Raw genomic sequence first — 26,743 nt, forward strand, 5'->3', positions numbered from 1 at the left:
ACGATCGATTTTGTCGATCGAGCCGATCGAAATTCATCGCTGTACCTGATGAATCCCGTGATTACATAATCAACCGGGAATCATAGGGTTATGTTATTTATCCATTAAAAATCAATGTGATATATCGCAGGATTTGTCACATACGGAGAAAGTGTCATGAAAACTGTTCTTATCGCGTTCGCCACCCTTGCTGTACTGGCCGCGATGCCCGCTCAGGCGGCTGATGAGGACGCTATAAAAGTTAATATCGAGAAAAGTGGCTACGAATGCCATGACTGCGTTTACGTCACCGTGACCGCCAGAACAGACAACATTCAGATAGACAAAATTGATGTTAACCGGGGGCGATGCCCGCAACTGAAGCAGGGAAAGACAACGTATAACGGGAAGACCACCCCGGAAGGATGGTGGCCCAATAAAGGTACGTTTACCCCCCGCAAAATGCAGTTTGCCGAGAGTCTGACCTGGCGTTTCGGAAATCCACTCTGGCAGACCGGTATCTCGTGTAATTTCCTGGAGGCCCGGATATTCACCGACCAGGGCACCTTCACCGTCAGTGACTAAATCAGCCCCCTTATCAACAGCCGTTTCCTCTCCCGCCACCAGCGCTTTTTATTGTTCAAATGGAGTCATGAATGAAACGCTTTATTATCAGTATTTATTGTGTGCTGACTCTTATCACGGCCATTTATCAGGTTGTATGGGGGACTCAGGCATGGCGTGGCCTGGCTTATGCCATCGGACAGGGGCTGGTATGGCCCGCAGTCTGGTTCCCTTCACTCGGCAGCATTATCGGCGGGCTCATCTGGATAATCATCATCGTGTTCCTGCTCATCCTCGGTTTGTTTATGCGTAAATCGTGATGATGAAACACAAAGGGCTTTTTCTTGCCTTCCTCCTGCTGTTAACCGCCTGTGATGAGCCCAGGGGAAAACGTGCCTTTATGCGCGAATGCACCGCACAGGGTGATACCGCCCTGTGTGACTGTGCCCGGGAGAAACTCGTTCAGCGTTACGGTCAGGACTGGGGGAATCCCCCCCAAATTTTTACCTCGCCTGATTTTATTGCTTACACCGGTCAGGCTGCTGCTGAATGCATGGCGGAATGAGAAGGTTCTCTTTCCGCCAGACAACGCTATTCTTTATAAACATTTACGGACAACTTTATGATTAACAGACAAAAAATCATCCGCGTCACCGGACTGGTGATAGCGTCCCTGTACCTGATGTTTACCCAACCGGCTGCCGCCGCTCCGGCTGACAATCTTCCCCGTCTGACAACCGACAGCGAAGGGCATATGGTCTGCCACCTTTGCGGGCCGGAGAAAAAGGACAGTTATTTTCTGGCGGATTACCCCCAGGGATATAAAGTAAAGACCGCCAGCTACAGCAAAATCCAGGATACGAGCCGCTATGCCATTCTGATGTCTGACAGTGCCCCGGGAGCGGCGGCGAATCAGACGCCTGATTTTTTCTACATTGATAAACTCGCGGCAACGCCTGCCATCAGCAGCATTCAGTTCGATAATGACCGCTCAAACCTGAGCAGCGCCAGAAGTGTATCGGTAACAGAGAAAAATGGCGTCACGCTGCTCAGCGTTATCTGGAAGAACGGAGAACGTAATACCTTCTCGCTGGATAATGAAGCACCGGCTTATACAGCCCAGATTCTGCGTTCACAGGACGACAGGCTCTTTTGCCGTAACTGCGGCGGTAAAGAGAAAGATACGCTGATTAACGGTGCTGACGAGGCCGGATTATATACTCAGCTTATTGATTCACCGTTCCTCACCCTGCTGAAGCAGGACGGCGGTATTGCCTGCCCTGCCGGGAACTGGTATGTCGTCAGCAAAACCCGTGAAAATCCAGAAATCCGGGAAATCACCGGGATGGGATGCGATGAAATTGCAGACCTGAAACCCTCCATCAAGGCGGGCGTCACAACGCTGAATATCCGCTATATCAGTGGTAAGGCGAAAACCCTCGCTCTCGAAAATCACTGATTCACGTACTGCTCCTGATACTCTCATTAAACCCGCAAACGCCCCGCTCGAATGAGCAGGGCGTTTGTTTTTGTGCCTGCTAAGGAACTCACCATGCAAAACATTTACGACTCACCGTTACCTCCCGGTCCGTTCACCCGTGAACAGGCGGAGGCTGTGGTGGCGGTTTACCGCAATGTTGCTATCGAAGACGACCAGGGGACACATTTCCGGCTGGTTATTCGCGACAGTGAAAACCTGTTGATCTGGCGGGCGTGGAATTTTGAAGCCAACGCCGGGGGATGGCTTAACCGTTACCTGGTCAGCCACGGTATACCCAAGAACTGATTCACCACAATCCAAACAGCTGCCATACCAACAGGCCATGTTCCCTCCGGGGAGCATGGTTTTTTTTGTTTATGCCATTTCATTAACTACAGAGGTACTCACCATGCGCTTAGCAAGCCGCTTCGGGCGGATAAACCAGATACGCCGTGACCGTCCATTAACCCGTGAAGAACTGATGCAGCATGTCCCCAGCGTCTTCGGAGAGGACAAACATGCTTCCAGGAGTGAAAAGTACACGTTTATTCCCACCATCACCCTGCTGGAGAACCTGCAGCGCGAAGGATTCAAGCCGTTCTTTGCCTGCCAGTCACGCGTTCGGGATCCGGACCGTCGGGAGCACACAAAGCATATGCTCCGCCTGCGTCGCGCCGGTCAGATAAACGGTCAGCAGGTGCCGGAAATCATCATCCTAAATTCGCACGGTGGCGAATCCAGTTTTCAGTTACTTCCGGGAATATTCCGAAGCGTCTGCACGAATTCGCTCGTCTGCGGACAGTCGTTTGGCGAAATCAGAGTTCCGCACCGGGGTAACGTGGTGGAGAAAGTCATTGAAGGCGCTTATGAAGTCCTGGGGATATTTGACAAGGTGGAAGAAAAACGTGGCGTTATGGAGTCGCTTTTACTCCCGCCCCCTGCACAACAGGCGTTTGCCAGAGCCGCGCTGACGTACCGCTTTGGTGAAGAGCATCAGCCGGTGACGGCATCCCAGATACTGACGCCCCGACGCTATGAAGACCGTCAGGAAGACCTGTGGTCAGTTTTCAATCGTTGCCAGGAGAACCTGCTGAAAGGGGGTCTGCCAGGACGTACTGCCAGAGGCAAACGCAGCCATACCCGCGCGGTTAAAGGTATCGACGGCGATGTGAAGCTCAACCGGGCGCTCTGGGTAATGGCAGAAGAACTGCAGCAGGCGCTGAGCTGATGCCACCGCGGCCTGATAACGCCCGCCAGGCCACCCTTTATCCGACCGCTCCGGAGAACAATCCCTGCAGCCGCTCCATCTCTGACGACGATCTCTGCGCCTGGTGCTCTCACCTTCTTTATCGCCCCGGTGAACGCAGCCTGTGCAGCTTAAGCCTCCCGGAGGGGCACTGGCCGTCACGCTGTGATGAGGATGGCTATGCGCAGGCCTGCCCGTCACTCCGGCTTAACCAGCATCCCCAACCCGATAAATAAACAAGGAAAAACCAGCATGAACGACATTATTAACCTTTTAACGATACCCTCCCGTTACCGCCACAACCTGCCAGTTCTTCGCCAGCGCTGACCGCCACCCTCGTACAGGATGAGCAGCGGAGCAGCTTCTGGCCGTAGCACTTCGGCTGCATCCCGCAGTGGATAATCATTGAGCCAACTGTCTTCGCCTGGATGGACCGCTTCTGCACAGACTACAGCGGGGGGATCTGGAATTTTTACATACTAAGTAACGGCGGTGCATTTATGGCCCCGGAAACAAATGGAGATACCGATGAGAAGTGGTCGCTATTTAACACCATGAACGGCAACGGCGGCGAATTCAGTGCCGAAGCCGCCGGAATTGCCGTCTGTCTGATGACTTACAGCCATCACGCTATGCGCACCGAATGCGACGCCATGGCGGAGCACTACTATCGCCTGCGGGACTACGCGTTTAACCACGCGGAATGCAGCGCCATCATGCACATCATCGACTGAGGTCAGATGCTATGGAACAACAGTTACCGCTGTTTGCCCGTGAATTAGCCCCTACCGACCAGCAGGCGGTCAGGGAAGCCTTAACCCTGCTGGAGGGTCAGCTACGTGAGCCCGGCACGTCATTTACTTCCAGCCATGCTGTCCGCGACTGGCTGCGCCTGCAGCTCGCGGCACTGGAAAGAGAAGCACTCTCGGTTCTCTGGCTCGACAATCAGCATCGCCTGCTGGCCCACGACACGCTGTTCCTCGGGGCGATTAACAGCATCACCGTCCATCCGCGTGAGGTCGTTAAATCCGGACTGAAAAATAATGCCGCCGCTGCCGTGCTGGCCCATAACCACCCGTCTGGGGAAGCTGAACCCAGTAAGGCCGACAGGTTAATTACTATGCGCCTGAAACAAGCACTGGAGCTGGTTGATATTCGCCTGCTGGACCACCTGGTGGTTGGCGGGATGGATATTGTGTCTTTTGCCTAACGTGGCTGGTTGTAAGGAAGATATAACGATGAAAATCATCAGTAAACGTCAGGCAATGACGATATACCGTCAGCATCCGCAGTCCCGGCTGTTTCGCTTCTGTACCGGGAAGTATCAGTGGTCCGGCAGTATCTGCCACTATGCCGGTCGGGAGGTACAGGACATCGCCGGCGTGCTGGCCGTATTCGCTGAGCGTCGCCAGGACCGCAATGGCCCGTATGTCGTATTGCGCAGCGTTACCCTGAATTAACGCACTGTTAAGGATTACTTAAATGCCGAACACAACACCTGTAGCAAACCATGATATTTCTGAGCCCTGGTGGGGACTTAAACCCACCGTCACGCCATGCTTTGGCGCACGACTGGTACAGGAAGGCAACCACCTGCATTATCTGGCTGACCGCAGCACTATCGAAGGAACATTCAGCGACGCGGATTTACGTCATCTCGACCAGGCCTTTCCGGTACTAATGAAGCAGCTTGAGTTAATGCTGGTTTCCGGTGAACTCAATCCCCGCAATCAGCATTGCGTCACGTTGTATGCAAAAGGTCTGACCCTCGACGCAGATACACTGGGCAGTTGTGGTTACCTTTATATCGCGATTTATCCGACGTCAGGCAACAGCATCCCCCGCTAACTTCCCCCTCTAATCCATCCCCTTTTCAACCCGACTTTATTCAGGAGCATTTTATTATGCAAACCTTATCCGCCATTCCGGCTCGGAAGGCACCATCACACCCAACGCCCGTTGAAATCTGGCAGCGACTTCTTACGTATCTGCTGGAAAGGCATTACGGCCTTTCGCTTAACGACACACAGTTTGGCAACGACGGTGTCATTCAGCAGCATATTGACGCCGGGCTTTCACTGGCAGATGCACTCAATTTTCTCGTTGAAAAATCTGAACTGGTACGAATTGATCGCCCCGGTTTCTCCATTCAGCATCAGTCTCCGTTCATCAGCGCTATTGATATACTCCGGGCCAGAAAGGCCATCGGCCTGATGCAACGTACCGGTTATAAAGCGGTGACTTGCGCCATCAGTGGACGCTCTTCCGGAGGGCTGAAATGAAACTGTCCCTCACAGTAGAAGCCGATAGCATCAATGTACTGGCCCTCAACATGGGCCGGATCGCCATTGATATCGACGGTATTGAACTGGCCAGTCTAATAGATGTGGTCTGTGATAACGGTTACTCGCTTCGTATTGCTGATCCCCCCGGAAAGCTGGTCGTGGAAGATCCGCTTCCGACCATAGCCCGCGTTAACGGTATCCAGTGCAGTACCGCGCATATCACCGTAGCCGATAACACTCTGCTGTTTACCCTTTCACACCAGAACGGAGACTTTGGCGACAGCGAGTGGATCCTGTACACCGGGTCGGGCTATCTGCTCCACCAGGGGGCGTGGTCATTTCCGGTGTTGCGGCTAAAACGCCTGGGTTTGTCTAAATCCTGTCGTCGTCTGGTGGTAACTCTTATGCGTCGTTACGCCATTGGCATTGTTCATTTTGATGCCTGAGGCGAAGTGCTGCCAGGCTTTCCCACCTTTGACTGGTAACTCAACATCAATCACAACAAGGAGTTCTAATGCCAGAATTAACCACTGAGGTCGCTCTCAACATTCTGACTGGCTGGCTGCAGGACAATATTGATTGTGGCAGCGAGATTATCTTCGATAACGACAAAGACAACATTGACTCAGCAGCCCTGTTGCCCTGGATTGAACAGGCATTACAGGACGTTCGCGATCTCCGCCATCTGCAGCTTCTGCAACAGGCCAGAACAGATTAGCCCCGAGCCAGACTTATCACACGCAGATAAGCGCCAGTCCTCACCGACTGGCGCTTTGCTTTTATATAGAGGACAGAAATGATGTCACAACTGACTCTCACCGACCCCGAAGTACTAACCGACCATACCGACGTGATTTGCTCCACCAGTATTGAGCGCATTGTTACCGGACATAATGCCGCACTGGCGGAGATTGAAACGTTGATACAGCAGCTTGACAATATCTCTGCCCTGACAAGCAGTGTCGGCGGAGGTAAATCGAATGAATGGGGAGTACGACAATACCGTTACGACTGCTGGTTGATGGATAAACCAGAAACAGCGATAAAAGCCATCACCCAAAATATCGATCGCAGCATCTGGAAAGACCTGATGAATAAGTCGGGAATGCTGGCGCTCATGGACGCACAGGCACGCGACGAGTGGTACAACAGTCTGGAAAAGGACGATATTCCCGCTGTCAGTGAAGAGAATATTCTCAGTACCTTTGAGCAGCCACATCAGAGTAAAGCGGAGGTGTTCCAGCGGGGAATCATTAACGTGTTTAAAGGACTAAGCTGGGATTACAAGAGCAACAGCCCCTGCAAGTTCGGGAAGAAGATCATCGTTGATGGTCTGGTACAATATGATCGTTGGGGATTTCACTTTCGTCATGGGCGCAGACGTGAGCAGTTAGCGGATTTAGATCGTATGCTGCATCTTCTGGATGGTAAACCTGTTCCGGAGAATCGCAACGATCTTTCCGTCAGGCTGGATGCTCATATCCGCAAACAGCACGTTTCCGTTTACGAAGACGAGTATGTTGAGATACTTTACTTCCAGAAAGGCACTGGGCATATCATCTTTAAACGCTCTGATTTGATTGATAAGATGAACGAAATAGTTACCAGCTATTTTCCTGCAACCCTACCACCTCGTACCTGAACCCAAATTCGAGTCACCAGAATCAATGCAAACGGACCGAGGGTACAAATGAGGGTACAAAAATAAGCGAATTAAAAATAAACATTATAATTCAAAAAGTTAAAAATAAAAATCGATTCCGAGTCCGGGCACCACTATTTAAAGAACCCGCCCAAAAGGCGGGTTTTTGCTATATGGCTACGGCCGATTTCTGGGCGCTGATAAGCGTGGCTTTAATGCAGGCACGCTTACGCTAATAGCCCGGTAAGTTAATACAGGCGGTGGCTCTTTTTTATCACTTAATTTTGCCGGATAAATTGCTGACCTGATTTGAAAGGTTGTCGTTGCTCCGCTTCATGTCATCAAGGCTTCTTTGCAATCGCTCGATCTTACTCTCCTGCTCAGAATTCTTTCTCTCAAGCTGTAAAACCTTCTGAGTTAGCTCATCGACTTTGCGGTTGTCGGACTTCATCTTCCTCAGGCTATCCTGCATCTCCTTTAGATCCTCCCCCCTGAAATTAGAAGGCTCGATTTCATCTGCACCATAAATTACCGGGATATATCCACTATTAAAGTTGCTGGGTTCGATACTAACCTGAACTTTATTTAGACCCGCAGAGTGCGCGTAACCTATTGAAGAAAAACAAAAAAAAGAAAAAACACACAAACCAGATAGATATTTATTCATTTCTAACGTCCTTTTAAATTTTTCAATCACTTCCAGGAGTCTCCTTCTGGTATCACCCGCTCAGGATAAAACACTTGGCTTAGCCTCTGGCATTTCATAAACGGGGTTAAAGAGCAGAAGATACTTTTCGTTTTTCATTATAATACGCGTTTCCTCTCCCCCAAAATCCAACCGCCACCCGCTCATTTTCTGCCACCTTACATCCGCCGGCATCGAGAAAAGCGCGTTACCACGCACCTTATTAACGAACCCGCCCTCGTGGCGGTTTTTTGCTTTTGAATTCCTGACAACTTTAGGGATCGTTCCCACCTGTGCCCAGCAGTTTATTTTTGAAGATAAACAGACACGCCTCATTGAAGTTCTCCGCCCCCAGCCGTTCCGAGAGCGCCGTACGTTTGCGGTAGAGACTTTTCACTGACGTATTCAGTTCGCCTGCAATCTCCTCCATTGACATGCCTGCCCTCAGCAACCGCAACATGATCGTTTCATGCGTGCTCAGCCGTAAATTCAGCAGCCACTTCGTGGTCAGGCGCCTGCCCTTCATATTGAGCACCAGATTAAACAGCGAGGCCATGTCCGGCTCCGTCAGCGACGTATTCATAAACAGCTTCATACTGAGCAGATTCTCCTCGCGATGGCGCATATCAAGCATAACGCAGCAAATCGTTTTTCTCGTTCTGGCCGGATGGCGTATCAGGTAATCATATAAACGAAGCGGCGCACGACTATCAATCAATACAGAATATTCATCTGCACCGTTATCAAATATGTTTCTGTCAATCGAATCGAGCAGGATAATATCCGGAAAAAATATCCGCATGCCCCTGACAAGGTAGCGATCCTGAGTCACTAACACTATTGAAGTTGCCACTAACCATCCCTTTTAGATTAAAGCAAGAACGATCCTGCGAAAAGAAGACCGCCTTCGTTTTATAGCGCTGTTATATTAACGATAAATGTATTCTGGCTTTGGACATCCCTCAATACACACATTGATGAGTAAGACTTCCTGTAGACTATCATTCAATGTCTGCCTTTAATTATAAATAAAAAACAACCCCAGAAAAGTCACTTCTCTAAACATTAAGAATTTTTGTCATGAAACTTCCCAAACATGCACCAGAAAGTACTTTAATTGAGGAAAATATGCGTCATTTAAAATATATACAAAACTGTCACAATAAAAATAAAACCATTATATTTCAATGCATTACAATTAATGACTCAATTCAAAATAAACACAAAAAACTGCTCATTACAGAATTATCTCAAAACTACACAGCAGCTTTTCAGCATATTTATCCGGCAACATATCAGGTGTACATTACCTCCCATCAAGACCACTGAGATGAGGTTTCATAATTACCTTTAAGTAAGTACCCCATAACGTTACTGCATTCAGATTTAATGTTCCCATTTATGGCCTTTAACGCAGAGTTAAAAGGCGGCCGTGTTATGCAATGGATTCATGATAAACAAATGGCAAATAGATATGGAAAGATCGCTTCGCTTAAGTACATTATTCTTTTATCGCACCCCAACATTATTGTTTCTGTTATTACTCTTTCCTGTTCTGGTTCAGGGTTCGGAATCCGTTTATGAGCAACAGATTCAACAGGCGCGTAACGGTAATTACACGTCGTTTCTCGATTATCTTCAGCGTTATCAGCAGCAGCATGCCCTGACGCCTGAACACGTTGCGGACTGGTTACAGGTGGCGGCCTGGGCAGGTCATGATGACGAGGTTATTCAGGTCTGGCAGCGCTACAGCATTTATATGCCGCTGCCCGCCCGTGGCGTTGCGGCTGTCGCACAGGCCAGGAGAAATCAGAAAGCGTGGCAGCCAGCTCTGGCGCTCTGGAAAGAAGCGCTGAGCCTTGCGCCGGATAACGACGATTATCGTATCGGCTATATCAAAACCCTGGCCGATGCACGTAAAGATACGCTTGCCCTCAAGGAAGCCCGACAGCTGGTGGCGGAGGATCCCTCTCAGGCGCATCTTCAGACGCTGGGGTATGTCTGGTTACGCCAGGGAAAAAGCTGGGATCGGCTTTTAGCAGACGCGCGCGCGCTGAATATCGCGCCAGAAAATCACGCGCTTCTTCGCGAGCTGATCGACGCGCTAACGGATAACCGGGTCAATACTCCCGCTCTCCAGCGTTCAAAAAAGGTGGCGCTGTCCCCAGCGGAGCGTCGTCGTCTAGAGCTGAATGCCGCAGCCGAAAGCGTTCGCCTTGCAGATGTGCCTGGCAGAACAGAAAAAGAGCGCCTGCAGCTTGCGCAATCTGCGCTGAATCGTTACGACGCGCTGCTGTCTCGCTGGAAAAGCGAGCCGCAGGCGGCGGAAGACGTCGTCCTTGCGCGCATCGACCGGCTCGGCGCGCTGTATGCCCATGCTGATTACCGGCGGGTCATCAGTGAATATCAGGATCTGACGGCAGCCCGGCATCCGGTGCCGGGCTGGGCAATCGGCTGGGCGATCTCGTCCTACCTCCAGGAGAAAAATACCGCTGCCGCCTTCGCGCTTCTGCAGCGCTATCCGCAATACGCTTCCGATCCGCAGGACGAGGAACACGCGCTTTTCTACGCCTGGCTGGATACGGGAGAGTATCAGGCCGCCCGCCAGTACGTTGAGCGCCAGACCCGCTACGTCCCCTGGACCCGTTACGATTTCGGCTCCCCTACCCCTCAGCCGAACGATCGGTGGCTTGCCGGCCAGTCGCTCCGTTTTAACTATTTGCTGGCGACGAATGCCCTGCCGGAAGCCGAAAAGCTGGCGCGACGTCTGGCGACAACCGCGCCGGGCAATCAGGGATTGCAGATTGACTACGCCACGCTGCTTCAGACGCGAGGCCTGCCGCGCGCGGCCGAGCAAACGCTGAAAATGGCGGAGGCGCTGGAGCCCTCGAATCTGGAGCTTGAGCAGCAGCAGGCTTACGTCGCCATGGATCTGCAGGAATGGCGGCAGATGGATTTACTGGCTGACGACGTTATCGCCCGCGCGCCGCGCGATCGCAGCGCAAGGCGTCTGGACAGGCTCCGCACCGTCCACCATATGTCCGAGCTGCGCCTCAACGCGAGCAAGGGTTTGCACTCCGATAACCCCGTCAGCGGGACGCACGACCTCAACTGGGACGCCACGCTCTATGGCCCACCCGTGGCGGATAGCTGGCGGCTGTTTGCCGGCACCCGCTATGCCGAAGGTAATTTCGATGAAGGCAAAGGCTCCAGCCGTCACCTGTTGGGCGGCGTCGAATGGCGGCCACGCAACCTCCAGCTCGAAGCCGAACTCTCCAGCAACCGCTATCACGGGGCAAACAAGCCGGGCGCTCGACTCTCAACTACGTACGTTCTGACAGATAACTGGCAGGTCAGCGGCAGCCTTGAACGCCTGTCGCGCACCACGCCCCTGCGGGCGTTACGCAACGGGATCAACGCCAACCGGGGGGAAGGCGGCGTGCGCTGGTATCAAAACGAGCGTCGTGAGTACCAGTTCAGCGCCGCCCTCAGCCGCTTCTCGGATCATAACCGCCGCCAGGAATACACCCTCACGGGCAAGGAGCGTCTCTGGCAGACCCCGTCACTGACGCTGGATCTCGAACCGGGGATCGCCGCCAGTAAAAATAGCCTGCGGGACACGCTCTACTACAACCCGGCGCGGGATCTCTCCGTGACGGCGGCCCTGGCCGTTGACCATGAGATGTACCGCCATTACGACACCCTCTGGAGCCAGCAGTTCGTGGCGGGAGGCGGCAGCTACTGGCAGAAAAATCAGTCCGCTGGCGCCATCGCCCTGCTGGGTTACGGACAGCGCGTTCAGTGGAACAACGTTATTGATACCGGCGTGATGCTGAACTGGGATAAACGCCCTTACGACGGCAAACGCGAGAGCAACCTCTCCGTCACGTTAGACGCGACTTTACGCTTTTAAGGATGATTATGCTTAACACACGTTTTTCCGCGAGCCTGATACTTCTCGGCTGGCTCTGCCTCAGCGCGAGCGTCTGCGCGCAGGCATTTTCATTTATTGCGCCCAAAGCGCGGCCACAGCTGGAGGCGAGCAAACCCTGGCCGCAGAACCAGTTTCTGGTGCTGGCCTACCACGATGTAGAAGACGATGCCGCCGATCAGCGCTACCTCTCCGTGCGTACCAGCGCACTAAACGAGCAGATAAGCTGGCTGCTGCACAACGGTTATCACATCATCAGCGTGCAGGACATTCTGGATGCCCATGACGCAAAAAAAACGCTGCCGCCGAAAGCCGTTCTGCTCAGCTTTGACGACGGCTACAGCAGCTTTTACACCCGCGTCTGGCCGCTGCTTCAGGCGTGGAACGTCCCTGCGCTCTGGGCGCCGGTGGGCAGCTGGGTGGATACGCCGGAAAATCAAAAAGTTAACTTCGGCGGTTTGATGACGCCCCGCGATCGCTTCGCGACGTGGGACATGGTGCGCGAGCTCAGCCGGTCCCCGCTGATTGAGATCGGATCGCACACCTGGGCCTCGCATTACGGCATTCCGGCCAACCCGCAGGGCAGCCGCGAACCTGCCATCGCCAACCGCTTTTATGATAAAGCCACGGGCCGCTATGAAACCGATCGGCAGTTCAACCAGCGGATCGGAGATGACGTTCGTAAAGTGACTGAAAAAATCACGCAGGTAACGGGCAAGGCACCGCGCGCCTGGGTCTGGCCCTACGGCGCCGCCAACGGCACGTCGCTCGCGATCGCCAGACAGCAGGGTTATCAGCTGGCCTTTACCCTTGAGGACGGGCTGGGGAACGTGCAGGAGCTGGGGAACATCCCTCGTCTGCTGATCTCAGGAAACCCCTCGCTCAAGGCGTTTGCCAGTACGGTAAGCCAGGTTCAGGAGCACGATCCCGTTCGCGTCATGCACGTCGATCTCGACTACGTTTACGATCCCGATCCGGCCCAGCAGACCCAAAACATCAACAAGCTGATCCAGCGGGTCTACGACATGAAAATCAGCCATGTTTTTCTGCAGGCGTTTGCCGACCCGCAGGGCGACGGCAGGATCAAGGCGCTCTATTTCCCCAACCGTCGTCTGCCGGTCCGGGCCGATCTCTTTAATTTTGTCTCCTGGCAGCTGCAAACCCGCGCGGGGGTGAAAGTCTTCGCGTGGATGCCGGTGCTCTCGTTCGATCTCGATCCTGCCCTGCCGCGCGTGCAGCGCCGGGATCATCAAACCGGCCAGCTGCGCGAAGCCACCGAGCCCTATATCCGGCTCTCCCCGTGGGACCCGCAGGTGCGCCAGCAGATAACGGACATCTACGAAGATCTGGCCCGCTATGCCAGCTTCAACGGGATTTTGTTCCATGACGATGCGGTGCTGACGGACGTGGACGATGGCGCTCAGAGCACAACACGTCAGAAAAGCCAGCTGCTGATTGGGTTTACCCATGCCCTGAGCCTGGCGGTGAAGCATATCCGTGGCCCGCAGATAAAAACCGCGCGCAACATGTTCGCCTTACCCATTCTTCAGCCGGAAAGCGAAGCGTGGTTCGCGCAGAATCTTGACGATTTTCTGGCGGAGTATGACTGGACGGTGCCGATGGCCATGCCGCTGATGGAGTCCATTTCGGCTGACGAGAGCGATGACTGGCTGACGCGTCTGGTTAAAGCGGTCGCCACACGTCCCGGCGCGATCGATAAAACCATTTTTGAACTGCAGGCCAGGGACTGGGATAAGAAACCGCAGCGCGCCGTTTCTGATAGCCAGCTTGCGCAGTGGATGCGCGTGCTCCAGCTGAACGGCGTCAAAAACTACGGTTACTACCCCGATGATTTCATCAACAACCAACCTGATATCTCACGCATCAGGCCTGTATTTTCTTCGTACTGGTACCCTGACAATGACTGATCGCATTATCGCCTTTTCTATTTTATGTCTGGTATTCGGGTTGCCGTTAGGCGTGGCCGCCCTCTTTACCGGCGAGCTGATTCTGGATTTTGTGTTCTTCTGGCCGCTGTTCATGTCCGTGCTCTGGATAACCGGCGGGCTCTATTTCTGGTTTCAGCTTGAACGCCACTGGTCGTGGGATAAAGACACGCCCGCCCCGACGCTCGCCGGTGAGCCGCTCATCTCCATTCTGATCCCCTGCTTTAACGAGGGACGAAATGCCCGGGAGACCATCTGCGCCGCGCTGGATCAGCGGTATGAAAATATAGAAGTTATCGCCATCAACGACGGCTCGTCTGACAACACGGCGCAGGTGCTGCAGGCGCTGGCGCTGGAACAGCCGCGCCTGCGGGTGATTAATCTCGCGGAAAATCAGGGGAAAGCGCTGGCGCTCAAAGCCGGCGCGGCGGCGGCCCGGGGCGATCTGCTGGTCTGCATTGACGGTGACGCCCTGCTCGATCGCGATACGGCAGCGTATCTGGTGGCACCGCTGATTCAGTATCCCCACGTCGGGGCGGTCACCGGGAACCCGCGTATTCGCACGCGCTCCACGCTGATCGGCCGCATTCAGGTGGGCGAGTTCTCATCGATTATCGGGCTCATCAAGCGGACGCAGCGGATCTATGGCCGGGTCTTTACCGTCTCGGGCGTCATCGCCGCCTTTCGTCGACAGGCGCTGGCGGACGTCGGGTACTGGAGCCCGGACATGATCACCGAAGACATCGACATCAGCTGGAAGCTCCAGCTGCGCCACTGGGATATCTTTTTCGAGCCGCGGGCGCTGTGCTGGATCCTGATGCCGGAGACGCTCAAGGGCCTGTGGAAACAGCGTTTGCGCTGGGCCCAGGGCGGCGCGGAGGTGTTTCTGGTCAACCTTCGCAGGATTGTGCGCTGGGAGCATCACCGCATGTGGCCCCTTTTTATCGAGTACGCCCTGTCAACGCTGTGGGCCTTCGCGTACGCCATGACGGTGCTGTTATTTATTCTCAGCCATATCGCCCCTGTTCCTGCCAGGCTGACAGTGGAGAGCCTCTTTCCACCGGAGTTTACCGGGCTACTGCTGGGCGTGATGTGCCTCCTGCAGTTCCTGGTCAGCCTGTTCATCGAGCGGCGCTATGAACGTAAGGTGGCCAGCTCGCTTTTCTGGGTGATCTGGTTCCCGATGGTGTACTGGATGATCGGCCTGTTCACCACCCTCGTCGCCTTTCCAAAAGTCATGCTTAAACGCCAGCGCGCCCGCGCGCGCTGGATCAGTCCGGACCGGGGAAAAGGAAGCCTTCAATGAACGAAAATACCTTAATTCTGACCGAACATCGGCTGTTGCCACGTCTTTTCGATGCCGCGTTAACGCTGGTGGCGTGGGGAGGCTTTTTGTTTTTCCTGTATGCCCGGCTCTGGATGCAGCTAACAGAGGAGAGCGACCAAAGCTGGGGCGTGATTATTGCGTCCTTTAATACGGTGTTGCTCTACCTGCTGTTCGCCGCGCTCAACGGCTGGCTGCTGATTTTGTGGTATCAGTACAATCGCCGCCGCGCCCACGTCAGGCGGCGTCAGCCGGGTTATTTGCAGGAGGAGGAGCTGGCCCGCAGCTTTAATGTCTCACCGCAGATCATCTCCGAGATGAGCCAGTACAACCTGCTGACGGTCTATCATGACCAGATTGGCCGCATCATCGATCTGAAGATCAACGGGCAGGAAGAGGAAGAACAGTAACGAAAAGCCCCCGCAGGATGCCCTGCGGGGGCTTTTTTAAAGCGGCTAAGAACTACTTATCTTTAACCACGATCAGCGGCTCGATATCGCTCTCTTTCTTCACCACCAGCGAGTCATCGCCGCGCAGACAGGTCCCACCGTAGTTCCCGCCCACGGTAAAGGTACAGACCTGAATGTACTTCCCGTCGACCTTCGGCAGGCACCATAGCTGCTGGTAGATGTTTTTACGGTCGACAAACTTGCCGCTGGATTTATCCAGAAGCTCGTCCTGGGCGCTGATCAGGTCGATATTGCTGCCGCAGCGTCCGGCAATCGGCTTAACGGCGTATCCGGTCTGCTTCAGCAGATCGTTGACCTCAAAATCGGTGTCGAGCAGGTAACGGTGATTGGGGAACAGTTGCCACAGCACCGGAAGAATCGCCTTGTTGCCTGGAATAACGGTCCACAAAGGTTCAAAGACCAGCACCTCCGGGCGCAGCAGAACGTCAATCAGGCGCACTTCGCCTTCAGGATGCCCGGTGCGGATCGGCACGGCGGCATATTCGGTTTCGCTGACCTCGCGGATCTGCTCTATCGCCGTCTCCCACGCCCAGGTTTTCCACACGCAGTTGACGTGGCGACCATCGTCGTCAATCAGCTGTCCGGCGGTATCCCAGCTGAGCGCCCCCAGCCCGTGGAGGATTTTGGTCTCAAACCCGGCCTGCATCAGCGAACGCTGAATAAAGAGCGCGTGATAGTCCTCTTCGACATCGTTGTCCTGCATGATGTGGACGAACGGCCGCGCGTGGCTGTGCTTCCAGGCGCCGGTCAGCTCTTCCAGCAGGCCTTCCGCCGGGTTATGCCCGTTGCCGCGATAGCCGTTTTTCACCCACTCTTCGAGAATCAGCCCGCCCTCGGTATGGCAGGAGGCGGAGTCGGCGTTGTACTCGTAGACCTTGATGCCGCGCTCATCCATGCAGAAATCCATACGACCGGTGATCATATGGTGACGACGCCACTGCCAGGAGAGGCGCAGGCGCGGCCAGAGGATTTTCGGGATGTCGAAAAGCGCCAGCAGGCTGTCGTCTTTCAGCACCTTGTCCGTGGCGTGCAGGTACATCAGATGCAGTTCGTTGGTGGCCTTGATCAGCTCCTGTTCGGCGCTTTCGGTAATGGTGAAGTACTGGCAGGGATCTTTGTTGATCACGTGGCCGTTGGCGCGGATATACGCCTGCTGCAGCGCGTCATTTTCGTTGAGCCACTTGCCGTCGAACTGACGTTTGTTTTTCAGCCGCGCGCCGCTGATTTTCAGTAGTTCACCGTCGATTTCCGGCTGGGGAATGCTGTGTTCCGTATCCTCGGTCTGGATCATCCAGCCGAGAATTTCCGTGTCGCTGAAGGTGTCGTGGAGGGTGTAACACCCGTTCTCCACGCTCAGGCGCAGCTCGCGCGTCCACTGCTGCCCGAGCGGCAGCGGGGAGTGAATCACGTTCTGCTCCGCAATACGCACCCTATCGTCCAGAAGCTGGGTGATCACCGCCACGTGGCCGGTCTCGTGAAACTCGCCGCCCTTTTGCCAGATCAGCAGCGCTCCGGCGCGCGGGGCGCGTTTTGAACCGTTGGCAAAGGCCTGAAGGGGCAGAATGTTATCGTTCACCACCTGACGCAAAAAGCGCAGAGAGAAGATCTCCCACGCCATACCGACGTCGGTAAACACAAAGCCATAGTTGAGGAACAGGAAACGGCGGGCAAACTCAACGCACTGCCACTTGTGGCCCATGTATTCGTTGCCGATGTAGCTGCGAAAATCCGCGTCTTCCGGGTATTTTCGCGGGTCCAGACTGCCGTAATTTGAAGAGTAAATCGCCACGCCACCGGGCGCATAGCCTAACAATGTCCCGAATGGCGCATCACTGCTTAACTTTCCTTTACGCATGTATCCAACCTAAAACAGGCAGGCGGCAATTTTTTATGGGTTGTCGTCGTCTGCACGTTGTAATTAACCTGACAGAGGGACATTTATCATACACCTGCGCGGCGCATTAACTACATGTTAAACAGCCAGCACGCCGCGAAATGCCCTGGCGCGATCTCCTGCATCGCAGGCTCCTGCGTCTGGCAAACCGGCATGGCGTGCGGGCATCGGCTGCAAAACTTACAGCCCGGCAGCGCGGACGTAGGGCCGGGCATTTCACCGCGCAGGGTAGCGTCTTCAAGGTTGCGAATCCGCGGGTCGGGCTGGGGAACCGCCGCCAGCAGCGCGCGGGTATAAGGGTGCGCCGGACGCTGATACAGCTCATTCGCCGGGGCCACCTCCACCAGCTTACCGAGATACATCACCCCAATGCGGCTGGAGATATGGCGCACCATGGAGAGATCGTGGGCGATAAACAGATAGGTTAGCCCCAGCTCCTGCTGTAGATCCTGCAGAATATTCACCACCTGCGCCTGCACCGAAACGTCCAGCGCCGAGAGCGGCTCATCGCACAGCACAAATTCGGGACGCACGGACAACGCGCGGGCAATACTGATGCGCTGACGCTGCCCGCCGCTAAACTCATGCGGGAACCGATCAAGGTGTTCCTGCTTCAGCCCCACTTTGTAGAGCAGCGTTTCCGTCCGTTCCCGCTGTTCTTCACGGCTGTAGCCGTGGATCTGCATCGGCTCGGCCACCAGCTGTCGCACCGTCATGCCTGGGTTGAGCGAGGAGTAAGGATCCTGAAAAATCGCCTGCATCCGCTTGCGCAGCGGCTTGAGTTCTTTTTCGCGGGCGTGGGCAATCGCCTGCCCGGCGAAGTGGATCTCGCCCGCGGTAATATCGAAAAGGCGCAGAATGGCGCGTCCGAGCGTCGATTTCCCGCAGCCGGACTCCCCCACCAGGCCAAACGTCTCGCCGGGCTGGATATCAAAGCTCACGCCATCAACCGCCTTCACGGCCGCGCCTTTACGCAGCAGACCGCCGTTAAGCTGATAGTGCTTGCGCAGATCGCGGACGCTCACTAATGGTGCCTGTTGTTCACTCATGCATGAGTCTCCTTATCGGCCCATAGCCAGCAGGCGGTGCGATGGCCCTCTCCGGCGGTGTAAAATGCGGGTTGCCGTTCACACTGGGGCATGCGTTTTGGGCAGCGTTCGGCGAACGGGCAGCCCGGCGGCGGGTTAAGCAGGCCGGGCGGCGAACCTTCGATCGGCGATAGACGCTGATTGACCTCATCCGGGCGCGGCAGCGAGGCCAGCAGCCCCTGGGTGTAAGGATGCGCGGGGCGATAAAAGATGTCCTCTACGCTGCCCTCCTCCATCACCAGCCCGCCGTACATCACCACTACGCGGCTGCAGACCTGCGCCACCACGCCGAGATCGTGGGTGATCAGCAGAATCGCGGTTTGGGTCTGCTGCTGCAGGCTTTTCAGCAAACGCAGGATCTGCGCCTGAATGGTGACGTCCAGCGCGGTGGTCGGCTCATCGGCAATAAGCAGCTTCGGGTTGCAGGAGAGCGCAATGGCGATCATCACCCGCTGGCGCATCCCACCGCTGAACTCGTGAGGATACTGGTCGTATCGCCGTTCCGCCTCGGCAATCCCCACCTGTTCCAGCATGGCGATCGCCACCGCTTTGGCCGCTTTTTTCGACAGCTTTTTATTTCGCACCAGGATCTCAGACATCTGCTTGCCGATAGTGAGCACCGGGTTCAGGGCGGTCATCGGATCCTGAAAAATCATCGCGATCTCGTTGCCGCGAATAGCGCGCATCTGCGCAGGGGTTTTCTGCGCCAGATCGTCATTCTGGAAGCGAATGCTGCCGCCGGTGATCCGTCCGTTGCTCCCCAGAAGCTGGATAATCGACTTACAGGTGACGCTTTTTCCGCAGCCCGACTCGCCAACAATGCCGACAAGTTCTCCCGGCTGCACCTGAAAGCTTACGCCGCGCACCGCGTGAACTTCACCCTCGCGGGTGCGGAAAGTAGTTTGCAGGTTATCAAGCGCTAATAAGCTACTCATCGCGATTCGCTCCCGGCTCAAAGGCGGTACGGAAGACATCGCCGAGCACGTTAAAGCTGAACACCGTCAGCAGGATCAGGATGCCGGGGAACATCGCCAGCCACGACGCTTCGCCAATATAAGACTGGGCGTTGTTGAGCATGCTTCCCCACGACGCCGCCGGCGCCTGCACACCCAGCCCTAAGAAGCTGAGCGTCGACTCCATCAGAATGGCCGAGGCGATATTGAGCGTGGCGGCCACGATAATGGTCGGCAGCACGCCGGGAATAATGTGGCGCACGATAATACGCAGCGGGTTTTCCCCCGATGCGCGGGCATAAAGCACGTACTCGCGCTCTTTCACCGACAGGGTTTCTGCGCGCACCAGCCGCGACATGTTCATCCACGTCAGCAGGCTGATGATCAGAATGATGTTATCCACGCCCGGCTTGAGGTAAGCATTCACCACCAGCAGCAGGAAGAAGGCCGGAATGGCCATCAGGATATCCACGGCGCGCATCATCAGGTTATCCAGCCAGCCGCCAAAATAGCCGCTCACCGTGCCCACCACCGTGCCGATAAGCGTGGAAAAGAGCATGGCGAGAAAACCGACCATCAGGGAGATCTGGCCGCCATAAAGCGCGCGGGTGAAGTAGTCGCGTCCGTACTCGTCGGTGCCGAACCAGTGTGCGGCATCCGGCGGTAACGTGCGTGCGCCGAGCGCCATCCGATCCGGATCGTACGGACTTAACCCCGCACAGAGCGCGGCGACAATGAAAATAAAAAGCACAAACAGGGAGAACTGCGCCGGACGGTTGCGGCGCAGCTGGTGACGAACCTGCTGCCAGCGTCTGCTCATCCGGGTTACCTCAGCGTACGAATGCGTGGATCGGCGAAGCGATAAAGCAGATCGGCGATCAGGTTACCGACGATCAGCATCATCGACGAGAGCATGACGATCGCCATGATCAGCGGGTAGTCCAGCGAGGCGATCGACTGGATCCCGAGCAGCCCCATCCCCGGCCAGGAGAAGACGCTTTCCGTCACGTAGGCCCCCACAATCAGCTCACCGAACGACAGCCCAAACAGGGTGATCACCGGCAGCAGCACGTTTTTCAGCACGTGCCTAAACAGAATGCTGGAACGCGTGGCGCCGTAGGCAAGCTGGGTTTGCACGTAGTCGGCCGAGAGCTGCGAGATGGTGTTGGAGCGGATGTAGCGCACATAGCTGGAGAGGTTGTAGAACGTGAGGGCAATACACGGCAGTACGCCGTGACGCAGCACGTCCAGCGCGTTATCTTGCATGCCGATGGTGCGCATCCCCATGCTGGGGAACCAGCTAAGCTGCACGGCAAAGACCGTAATGAGCAAGATGCCGAACCAGAAAATCGGCACCGAGATGCCGATATAGGCGAACAGGTTAAGCAGGTGATCCAACCAGCGATGCTTGAATGCCCCCGCCAGCAGGCCCAGCGGGATCGCCAGCACGATCGCCAGCAGCAGCGACGCGCCCATCAGCCCCAGCGTGGCCGGAATGCGTTCGCCGATCATCTCCAGCACCGGGCGGTGATAAATCAGCGAATAGCCGAGATCGCCCTGCAGGACATTTTTCAGCCACAGGACGTACTGCGTGACCAGCGGCTTATCCAGCCCCAGGCTCTGGCGGATACGTTCGATATCTTCCGGAGCCATACGCGGCGTAATGTACGCCGCCACCGGATCGCCGGGCGCCAGTTTGACCAGCAAAAACGCCACCAGCGAAATAAAGAACAGCATCGGCAGCAGCTGCAGCAGCCGACGCGTGAGAAGTGTGTTCACGACGTGCCCTTACCAAGGCCCCGACCCGACGGCCGGGGCAATTACTTATTTCTGATAGATTTTTGACAGATCCTGGAACAGATAGACCGGTTTCGGCTCCGCTTCCTGGGTACCGCCGAAACGCTTGTCTACCGCGACGGTCGCATTGGTATAGGCGATTGGGTAGTACGTCATGTCGTTCGCCACGGTCTGCTGAATTTGCTTGTAGATATCAGCACGTTTTGCGGCGTCGGTTTCCACAGCGCCTTTATCCCACAGGGCATCAAACTGCGGATTTTTGTAGTGCGCGTAGTTATAGGCTTCGTTGCTCATGAACAGCGATTTGTAGCCGTCCGGCTCTGAGCCCATGATGTAGCCGCCCAGGTTCAGCTCCCACGCGGTGTTGTTCATATCGAGGCTGCGCTGGGACATGGCGTTGGAGTCCAGCGGCATCAGCTCCACGTTCACCCCAATGCCCTTCAGCGCCTGCTGAATGTAGAGCGCCATGCTCTCCTGGGTTTTGTTGGTATTCACATACGCCAGGCGCAGCTTGAGGTTGTCCGGCGCGCCGGACGCTTTAAGCAGCTCTTTGGCTTTTTGCACGTCGAATTTGTACTGCTCGACGTCATCCGTCTTGTAAAGCGTATCGGGCGTCAGGAAGGACGTCGCGGGTTTGGCGTAGTCCAGCGAGGTAAAGGCGGTCTGGGTCAGCTCGTCTTTGTTGATGGCGTAAGCAATGGCCTGACGCAATTCTTTGCTCTTCATTACCGGCACGTTCTGGTTGAACGTCATATAGGCCAGACGGCCTTCCGGATAGACCACGAAGTCAAACTTACCGGTATTTTTCAGGCGGTTCACGTCCTGCGGGTCAACCATCTTGAGGTTGATTTCACCGTTTTGCAGCGCCAGGTTGGCGGCGTTACTGTCTTTGGCGAAACGGTAGGTCACCGAATCAAGCTTCGCTTTGCCGTTCCAGTAATCGTCAAAACGGGTCAGGGCGTAATATTGTCCGGCGCGGTACTCTTTAAATTTAAACGGCCCGGAGCCGACCGGTGCATCGTTTTTGCTGCTCTTTTCCAGGTCGCCTTCACCGGCGAACACGTGCTGCGGGATCGGGTAAATCTGTACCAGGGTGCCGGTAAAGGCCGCGCTAACCTGCGGTAAGGTGAACTTAACGGTGCGGTCGTCAACCTTGCTTACCTGTACCGGCTTATCGCCCCAGGTAAACATGCTGCGGAAGAAGCTGTGCTGTTTGGCATCGAGCAGCTTGTTGAACGTAAAGACCACGTCGTCCGCCGTCAGCGGCTGACCGTCCTGCCATTTCAGGTTCGGTTTTAACGTCAGGGTGTAGCTCAGGTTGTCGGCGGAGGGCGTGAGGCTTTCCGCCAGGCCCCACTCGATCTTGCCGTTATTAAAGCTGTACAGCGGGGCATACAACGCCTGCATGATGGTTAACGTTGTGCGGTCGCTGGCATAGAGTGGATTAACGGCTAACGGGTCGCCGGAGGTAATACCGATAATCAGCGAACCGCCCTCTTTTGGCGCGTCGCTTTTTGACGCCGCGGCCGTATTTGTCTCTTTATTTTTCGCATCATCACAGCCCGCCAGGCCTAACGCGAGCGAAACGACCACTGCCGATAACAGAAGCTTGCGCATCTCACTAACTCCTTGCCTAATAAAGTGTTTATGACTGCATCTTTTATTTATGTTGAAGCATCATATTCAGCTTTATCGTTTTACGCATTAATTATGAAAATGCGATTTTCGATTAAGCTTATGCCGGATTTGATATATATAAGCAGCAGAAGGAATAGCGGTTAATTGCTTGCGCTCACAACGTTAAACGGTTCACAAATCTCCTGCTACACTGCCTCAACACATCACTCAAAAGGCAGGCCAACATGTCAGACAACACGTATCAGCCACCCAAAGTGTGGGAATGGAAAAAGAACAACGGCGGCGCGTTCGCCAACATTAACCGTCCGATTTCCGGCGCAACGCATGAGAAAGATCTGCCCGTGGGCTCCCACCCGCTGCAGCTTTACTCTCTCGGGACACCGAACGGCCAGAAAGTGACGATCATGCTCGAAGAGCTGCTGGCGCTGGGCGTGACGGGCGCGGAGTACGACGCGTGGTTGATCCGCATCGGCGAGGGAGATCAGTTCTCCAGCGGCTTCGTTGAGGTGAACCCGAACTCGAAAATACCGGCGCTGCGTGATCACTCTACGAACCCGCCAACCCGCGTATTTGAATCCGGCAATATCCTGCTCTATCTCGCAGAGAAATTCGGCCACTTCCTGCCGAAAGATCCGGCGGGGCGCACCGAGACGCTGAACTGGCTGTTCTGGCTGCAGGGCGCGGCGCCGTTCCTCGGCGGCGGTTTTGGCCACTTCTACAACTACGCGCCGGTAAAAATTGAGTACGCAATTGACCGCTTTACCATGGAAGCCAAACGCCTGTTCGACGTGCTGGATAAACAGCTGGCGCGCGGTCGCTACGTGGCGGGTGAGGAGTACACCATCGCGGATATGGCAATCTGGCCGTGGTTCGGCTGCGTGGCGCTGGGCAGCGTGTACAACGCCGCCGAGTTCCTGGATGCAGAGAAGTACACCAACGTCCAGCGCTGGGCGAAAGACGTGGCGAATCGCCATGCCGTTAAGCGCGGACGTATCGTTAACCGCACCAGCGGCGAGCTGAACGAGCAGCTCCACGAGCGCCATGCGGCAAGCGACTTCGAGACCAATACGGAAGATAAGCGTCAGGCGTAATGTTCTGCCGGGCGGATCCCCGCCCGGCAGCTGAGATCCTTGACCAGGGCATGATTAGCTTAAAGGTTGAACCGGTATTGCTGGCACTATCTGGACGTTTTTCTCGCGTCAGAGAGTGAGAAATGACGTATCAACCGACAGCAGTCACAAAGGATCTGTTATGAAACTTATTAAAACAACGCTGGTTATCAGCGCCCTCATTTTCTCCGCCTCGGGAATGGCCATCGACAAAACTGCAGCTGGCGCGGTAGCAGGCGCGGCGATTGGCGCAGCGACTGGCAAAGATCTGAAATCAACCGTTGGCGGCGCCGTTGTTGGCGCAGGCACGGGTGCTATGTTCAAAAACGGCGGCAAAGGTAAAGCCGCGCGTAAAGGCGGTGCGGTAGGTGCTGCCGTGGGCGCAGGTGCCGCGGCGGTGACCGGCAAGAGCATGCTGAAAGGTGCAGCCGTTGGTGCGGGCACGGGTGCGCTGATTGGTGAGGCGACGCACTGATACATACAGCCGGGCAGCGCTGCGTTTGCCCGGTATTAATCACATCCCCGATGACGCTTTCCGCTTATTGTCCGTGTCTCATTCCTAATATTTTTCATTACCACATTAATACTTAATATCCCGCGCTTTTTGCCGTCCGGCCTGTTTCATCTGACGTTTATCCTGGCGGCAGTCGTGATTACTCTGGTTATTGTTCGCCACGCAGGTCTGCTTCACCTGCCGTGACGCGTCGCGGGTTTCCTGCCTGACATCACGCGCCACGCGCCGCTCCTGCGCCTGCTGGGTCGCACTGGCAGAAACCGAGAACAGCATCAGAAGAATGAAAGAAAGGACAGGAATGACAGATAACGATCTGTTCATAGCAACACCTCACAGAAGAGAGCCCAGAACGTCAGGGGGGTTAGCAAAAGAATAGCAGTTTCAACGCGAGCTGAATGGGGAAGGCGTTAATAATACAAGGCCGCATCCGGCGGCCTTGAAACGTTGCGTTATGCCGTCAGGCGGAACTTTTGCACCGAGCGCTGAAGCTCTTCGGTCTGACGCTCCAGCGCCGCCGCCGCCGCGGAAACTTCTTCAACCAGCGAGGCGTTTTGCTGGGTAACGCCGTCCATCTGGGTAATGGCAATTCCGACCTGCGAAATGCCCTTACTCTGCTCCTCTGAGGCCGAGGCAATTTGCTTCATAATGGTCGTCACTTCCGTTACGTCCCGCAAAATCGCATCCATGGTGGTGCCGGTGTCGCTCACCAGCTGCGCCCCCTGCTCTACGCGGGAAACGGAGTCGGTAATCAGCCCTTCAATCTCTTTTGCCGCGTTGGCGCTGCGGCTTGCCAGATTGCGAACTTCTCCTGCCACTACCGCGAAACCACGCCCCTGTTCGCCCGCGCGCGCTGCTTCAACCGCCGCATTGAGCGCCAGAATATTGGTCTGGAAGGCAATGCTGTTGATAACGTTAGTGATTTCAGCGATTTTCTTCGAGCTTTCCGAAATACCGCTCATGGTGGTCACCACCTCTTCCACCAGCGAACCGCCGCGGCTGGCGGTAGTTGAGGCCACATCGGCCAGCTGGCTGGCCTGACGCGCGCTTTCCGCATTTAGTTTCACCGTGGCGGTCAGCTGTTCCATGCTGGCTGCCGTCTCTTCCAGCGCAGCCGCCTGCTCTTCGGTACGGGAAGAGAGATCGTTGTTACCGCTGGAGATTTCCGTCGCGCCGCGCCAGATATTTTCACTGCCGGAGCGGATCGTGCTGACCGCTTCGCGAAGGCTGTCCTGCATAGCGCTCAGCAGCGGCACCAGCTGGCCCACGCAGTTGCGGCCGAACGGCTCAATGGGCTGGCTGAGATCGCCCTGGGCAATCTGGCGGAACTGCTGGCGAATTCGATCCAGCGGTTTGACCAGCATCGCCACCAGGTAACGGTCGGTGAAGAGCAGGATCAGCAGGCCGATAATCGTGGCAACGATAATCACCGTGCGGGTCATGCTTGTCAGGCCGTCCACCACCACGCGGGTGCTGTCGAGCGACTTCGCGGCGGCATTGTTGAACTCCTCAGCGGCCGCACCAAACGCGCGGCTCAGCGGCGGCGTGACGTTGTTGGCCTGCTGGCGATACCCCTCCAGAGCCCCCTGCTTCGCCTGCTGCATTTGCGGCGTTACGCCCTGTTCAAGCAGCGCCTGCCAGGTGCCAATCACCCTGGAAGAGATCTGCTCATCCATCGGGCCTGGGGAGATCGCCTTCATCTCGGCCAGTTTCTTGCCCATGTTATCCAGCGCCTGTTGGGCAGAGGACAGATCCGGCGTGCCGCCTGCGGCTTTGACTTCCATTGCGCGGCTCAGACGGGTCACAAAGCGAAAATATTGATCGTTACCCTGGCTGAGTACCGTCATCTGTTTAACCAGCTGGCGATCGACTTCGTTGCCATCTGAAACGCGAGAAAGGGACCAGGTGCTGTACAAGCCAACACCCGCCCACATTAAACAAAAGATCCCGAGAATCGTCAGCATGACGAAGCGGATCGTGAAATTACGGAGCATATTCATAAGTCTTCCTTGCCGTGAGGGTGAGTTCGCCCAGAGGCGAGTACTACTCTCGTTATCGGCAGGAAAGAGGGAAATTATAACGTTTTGTGATCATTTTTAATTAGCATGGCTTCACTGGTCACACAGCATTTGTTAACCATCAGGCCCGAGCTTAGTGATGTAATTTGTGATGTGATAAGTTCAGGATGAAAACGTTGTTTC

General features: G+C 55.4%; 30 protein-coding genes and 1 pseudogene. 21 read left to right on the forward strand and 10 right to left on the reverse strand.

The window, feature by feature from the left end:
• Positions 1-156 precede the first annotated feature (156 nt).
• The 14 genes and pseudogenes from FOY93_RS18860 to FOY93_RS18925 all read left to right on the forward strand — a co-directional run bounded on the left by FOY93_RS18860 (position 157) and on the right by FOY93_RS18925 (position 7,196).
• Positions 157-564 (forward strand): hypothetical protein, encoded by a 408-nt coding sequence (locus tag FOY93_RS18860; protein ID WP_032233521.1) that lies wholly within the window; start codon positions 157-159, stop codon positions 562-564.
• Between the two features lie 71 nt (positions 565-635).
• Entirely contained in the window at positions 636-863 is a 228-nt protein-coding gene (locus tag FOY93_RS18865; RefSeq protein ID WP_123060703.1) for a hypothetical protein, read from the forward strand.
• 302 nt (positions 864-1,165) lie between these two features.
• A complete protein-coding gene (locus FOY93_RS18870) occupies positions 1,166-2,002 on the forward strand; it encodes a hypothetical protein (protein WP_123060705.1) in 837 nt (278 codons plus the stop codon).
• Positions 2,003-2,095: 93 nt separating this feature from the next.
• A complete protein-coding gene (locus FOY93_RS18875) occupies positions 2,096-2,329 on the forward strand; it encodes a DUF905 domain-containing protein (RefSeq protein ID WP_123060706.1) in 234 nt (77 codons plus the stop codon).
• A 103-nt stretch (positions 2,330-2,432) separates the two neighbouring features.
• Positions 2,433-3,251, forward strand: coding sequence for a DUF932 domain-containing protein (locus FOY93_RS18880; protein ID WP_143345534.1), 819 nt, complete (start codon positions 2,433-2,435; stop codon positions 3,249-3,251).
• Complete coding sequence (locus tag FOY93_RS18885) at positions 3,251-3,505, forward strand: hypothetical protein (RefSeq protein ID WP_123060707.1); 255 nt, start codon at positions 3,251-3,253, stop codon at positions 3,503-3,505. Before FOY93_RS18880 ends, FOY93_RS18885 begins: the two co-directional genes overlap by 1 nt.
• Before the next feature lie 16 nt (positions 3,506-3,521).
• A pseudogene (locus tag FOY93_RS18890) lies at positions 3,522-4,003 on the forward strand (antirestriction protein).
• 11 nt (positions 4,004-4,014) lie between these two features.
• Positions 4,015-4,479, forward strand: a complete 465-nt coding sequence (radC, locus tag FOY93_RS18895) for a RadC family protein (RefSeq protein WP_123060708.1) — start codon at positions 4,015-4,017, stop codon at positions 4,477-4,479.
• 28 nt (positions 4,480-4,507) lie between these two features.
• Complete coding sequence (locus tag FOY93_RS18900; protein WP_123060709.1) at positions 4,508-4,729, forward strand: DUF987 domain-containing protein; 222 nt, start codon at positions 4,508-4,510, stop codon at positions 4,727-4,729.
• A gap of 22 nt (positions 4,730-4,751) precedes the next feature.
• Positions 4,752-5,117, forward strand: coding sequence for a type IV toxin-antitoxin system YeeU family antitoxin (locus FOY93_RS18905; RefSeq protein ID WP_123060710.1), 366 nt, complete (start codon positions 4,752-4,754; stop codon positions 5,115-5,117).
• Between the two features lie 56 nt (positions 5,118-5,173).
• Entirely contained in the window at positions 5,174-5,551 is a 378-nt protein-coding gene (locus FOY93_RS18910) for a TA system toxin CbtA family protein (RefSeq protein ID WP_123060711.1), read from the forward strand.
• Entirely contained in the window at positions 5,548-6,000 is a 453-nt protein-coding gene (locus FOY93_RS18915; RefSeq protein ID WP_143345536.1) for a DUF5983 family protein, read from the forward strand. Before FOY93_RS18910 ends, FOY93_RS18915 begins: the two co-directional genes overlap by 4 nt.
• A gap of 68 nt (positions 6,001-6,068) precedes the next feature.
• Positions 6,069-6,272 carry a DUF957 domain-containing protein gene (locus FOY93_RS18920; protein ID WP_123060713.1) on the forward strand — a complete coding sequence of 68 codons (204 nt, stop codon included), beginning with the start codon at positions 6,069-6,071 and terminating at the stop codon, positions 6,270-6,272.
• 81 nt (positions 6,273-6,353) lie between these two features.
• Positions 6,354-7,196 (forward strand): DUF4942 domain-containing protein, encoded by an 843-nt coding sequence (locus FOY93_RS18925; RefSeq protein ID WP_123060714.1) that lies wholly within the window; start codon positions 6,354-6,356, stop codon positions 7,194-7,196.
• Between the two features lie 274 nt (positions 7,197-7,470).
• On the opposite strand, the gene FOY93_RS18930 is transcribed toward FOY93_RS18925, so the two are convergent.
• Both FOY93_RS18930 and FOY93_RS18935 read right to left on the reverse strand, forming a co-directional pair.
• Complete coding sequence (locus FOY93_RS18930) at positions 7,471-7,893, reverse strand: DUF3450 domain-containing protein (RefSeq protein ID WP_232057357.1); 423 nt, start codon at positions 7,891-7,893, stop codon at positions 7,471-7,473.
• 262 nt (positions 7,894-8,155) lie between these two features.
• The gene (locus tag FOY93_RS18935) at positions 8,156-8,683 is read right to left on the reverse strand and encodes a helix-turn-helix domain-containing protein (protein WP_172621941.1); all 528 of its coding nucleotides are present in this window, start codon (positions 8,681-8,683) and stop codon (positions 8,156-8,158) included.
• A gap of 278 nt (positions 8,684-8,961) precedes the next feature.
• Between FOY93_RS18935 and FOY93_RS18940 the strand changes: the two genes are divergently transcribed.
• The 5 genes from FOY93_RS18940 to pgaD all read left to right on the forward strand — a co-directional run bounded on the left by FOY93_RS18940 (position 8,962) and on the right by pgaD (position 15,492).
• Positions 8,962-9,210: a hypothetical protein gene (locus tag FOY93_RS18940; RefSeq protein ID WP_143345540.1), complete on the forward strand. Its 249-nt coding sequence runs from the start codon at positions 8,962-8,964 to the stop codon at positions 9,208-9,210.
• Positions 9,211-9,355: 145 nt separating this feature from the next.
• Positions 9,356-11,794 carry a poly-beta-1,6 N-acetyl-D-glucosamine export porin PgaA gene (gene pgaA, locus FOY93_RS18945; protein ID WP_143345541.1) on the forward strand — a complete coding sequence of 813 codons (2,439 nt, stop codon included), beginning with the start codon at positions 9,356-9,358 and terminating at the stop codon, positions 11,792-11,794.
• An 8-nt stretch (positions 11,795-11,802) separates the two neighbouring features.
• The gene (gene pgaB, locus FOY93_RS18950) at positions 11,803-13,740 is read left to right on the forward strand and encodes a poly-beta-1,6-N-acetyl-D-glucosamine N-deacetylase PgaB (RefSeq protein WP_143345542.1); all 1,938 of its coding nucleotides are present in this window, start codon (positions 11,803-11,805) and stop codon (positions 13,738-13,740) included.
• Entirely contained in the window at positions 13,733-15,064 is a 1,332-nt protein-coding gene (pgaC, locus tag FOY93_RS18955; RefSeq protein WP_133295133.1) for a poly-beta-1,6-N-acetyl-D-glucosamine synthase, read from the forward strand. The genes pgaB and pgaC overlap by 8 nt, the downstream gene beginning before the upstream one ends.
• Entirely contained in the window at positions 15,061-15,492 is a 432-nt protein-coding gene (gene pgaD, locus FOY93_RS18960; protein WP_133295134.1) for a poly-beta-1,6-N-acetyl-D-glucosamine biosynthesis protein PgaD, read from the forward strand. Before pgaC ends, pgaD begins: the two co-directional genes overlap by 4 nt.
• A 52-nt stretch (positions 15,493-15,544) precedes the next feature.
• On the opposite strand, the gene gss is transcribed toward pgaD, so the two are convergent.
• From gss to FOY93_RS18990, 6 genes are all read right to left on the reverse strand, one after another.
• On the reverse strand, positions 15,545-17,407 hold the full coding sequence (gene gss, locus FOY93_RS18965) for a bifunctional glutathionylspermidine amidase/synthase (protein WP_143345543.1): 1,863 nt from the start codon (positions 17,405-17,407) through the stop codon (positions 15,545-15,547).
• A 110-nt stretch (positions 17,408-17,517) separates the two neighbouring features.
• Positions 17,518-18,495 carry an ABC transporter ATP-binding protein gene (locus FOY93_RS18970; RefSeq protein WP_115876265.1) on the reverse strand — a complete coding sequence of 326 codons (978 nt, stop codon included), beginning with the start codon at positions 18,493-18,495 and terminating at the stop codon, positions 17,518-17,520.
• Positions 18,492-19,469, reverse strand: a complete 978-nt coding sequence (locus FOY93_RS18975; protein WP_115876266.1) for an ABC transporter ATP-binding protein — start codon at positions 19,467-19,469, stop codon at positions 18,492-18,494. Before FOY93_RS18975 ends, FOY93_RS18970 begins: the two co-directional genes overlap by 4 nt.
• Positions 19,462-20,307: an ABC transporter permease gene (locus FOY93_RS18980; protein ID WP_115876267.1), complete on the reverse strand. Its 846-nt coding sequence runs from the start codon at positions 20,305-20,307 to the stop codon at positions 19,462-19,464. Before FOY93_RS18980 ends, FOY93_RS18975 begins: the two co-directional genes overlap by 8 nt.
• 5 nt (positions 20,308-20,312) lie before the next feature.
• On the reverse strand, positions 20,313-21,266 hold the full coding sequence (locus tag FOY93_RS18985) for an ABC transporter permease (RefSeq protein WP_133295136.1): 954 nt from the start codon (positions 21,264-21,266) through the stop codon (positions 20,313-20,315).
• A gap of 45 nt (positions 21,267-21,311) precedes the next feature.
• Positions 21,312-22,901 carry an ABC transporter substrate-binding protein gene (locus FOY93_RS18990; protein ID WP_133295137.1) on the reverse strand — a complete coding sequence of 530 codons (1,590 nt, stop codon included), beginning with the start codon at positions 22,899-22,901 and terminating at the stop codon, positions 21,312-21,314.
• A gap of 245 nt (positions 22,902-23,146) precedes the next feature.
• On the opposite strand from FOY93_RS18990, the gene yghU reads away from it, so the two are divergent.
• Both yghU and FOY93_RS19000 read left to right on the forward strand, forming a co-directional pair.
• Positions 23,147-24,013 (forward strand): glutathione-dependent disulfide-bond oxidoreductase, encoded by an 867-nt coding sequence (gene yghU / locus FOY93_RS18995; RefSeq protein WP_115876270.1) that lies wholly within the window; start codon positions 23,147-23,149, stop codon positions 24,011-24,013.
• A 160-nt stretch (positions 24,014-24,173) separates the two neighbouring features.
• Positions 24,174-24,506 carry a glycine zipper family protein gene (locus FOY93_RS19000; protein ID WP_143345544.1) on the forward strand — a complete coding sequence of 111 codons (333 nt, stop codon included), beginning with the start codon at positions 24,174-24,176 and terminating at the stop codon, positions 24,504-24,506.
• A gap of 105 nt (positions 24,507-24,611) precedes the next feature.
• Here FOY93_RS19000 and FOY93_RS19005 read toward each other — a convergent pair whose 3' ends face one another.
• Both FOY93_RS19005 and FOY93_RS19010 read right to left on the reverse strand, forming a co-directional pair.
• Positions 24,612-24,866, reverse strand: a complete 255-nt coding sequence (locus tag FOY93_RS19005) for a hypothetical protein (RefSeq protein WP_133295140.1) — start codon at positions 24,864-24,866, stop codon at positions 24,612-24,614.
• A gap of 128 nt (positions 24,867-24,994) precedes the next feature.
• Complete coding sequence (locus FOY93_RS19010) at positions 24,995-26,542, reverse strand: methyl-accepting chemotaxis protein (protein WP_045403971.1); 1,548 nt, start codon at positions 26,540-26,542, stop codon at positions 24,995-24,997.
• Positions 26,543-26,743: the final 201 nt, after the last annotated feature.

This window comes from Enterobacter sp. 18A13, from assembly GCF_007035975.1.
In the GTDB taxonomy this organism is placed as follows: domain Bacteria; phylum Pseudomonadota; class Gammaproteobacteria; order Enterobacterales; family Enterobacteriaceae; genus Enterobacter; species Enterobacter vonholyi.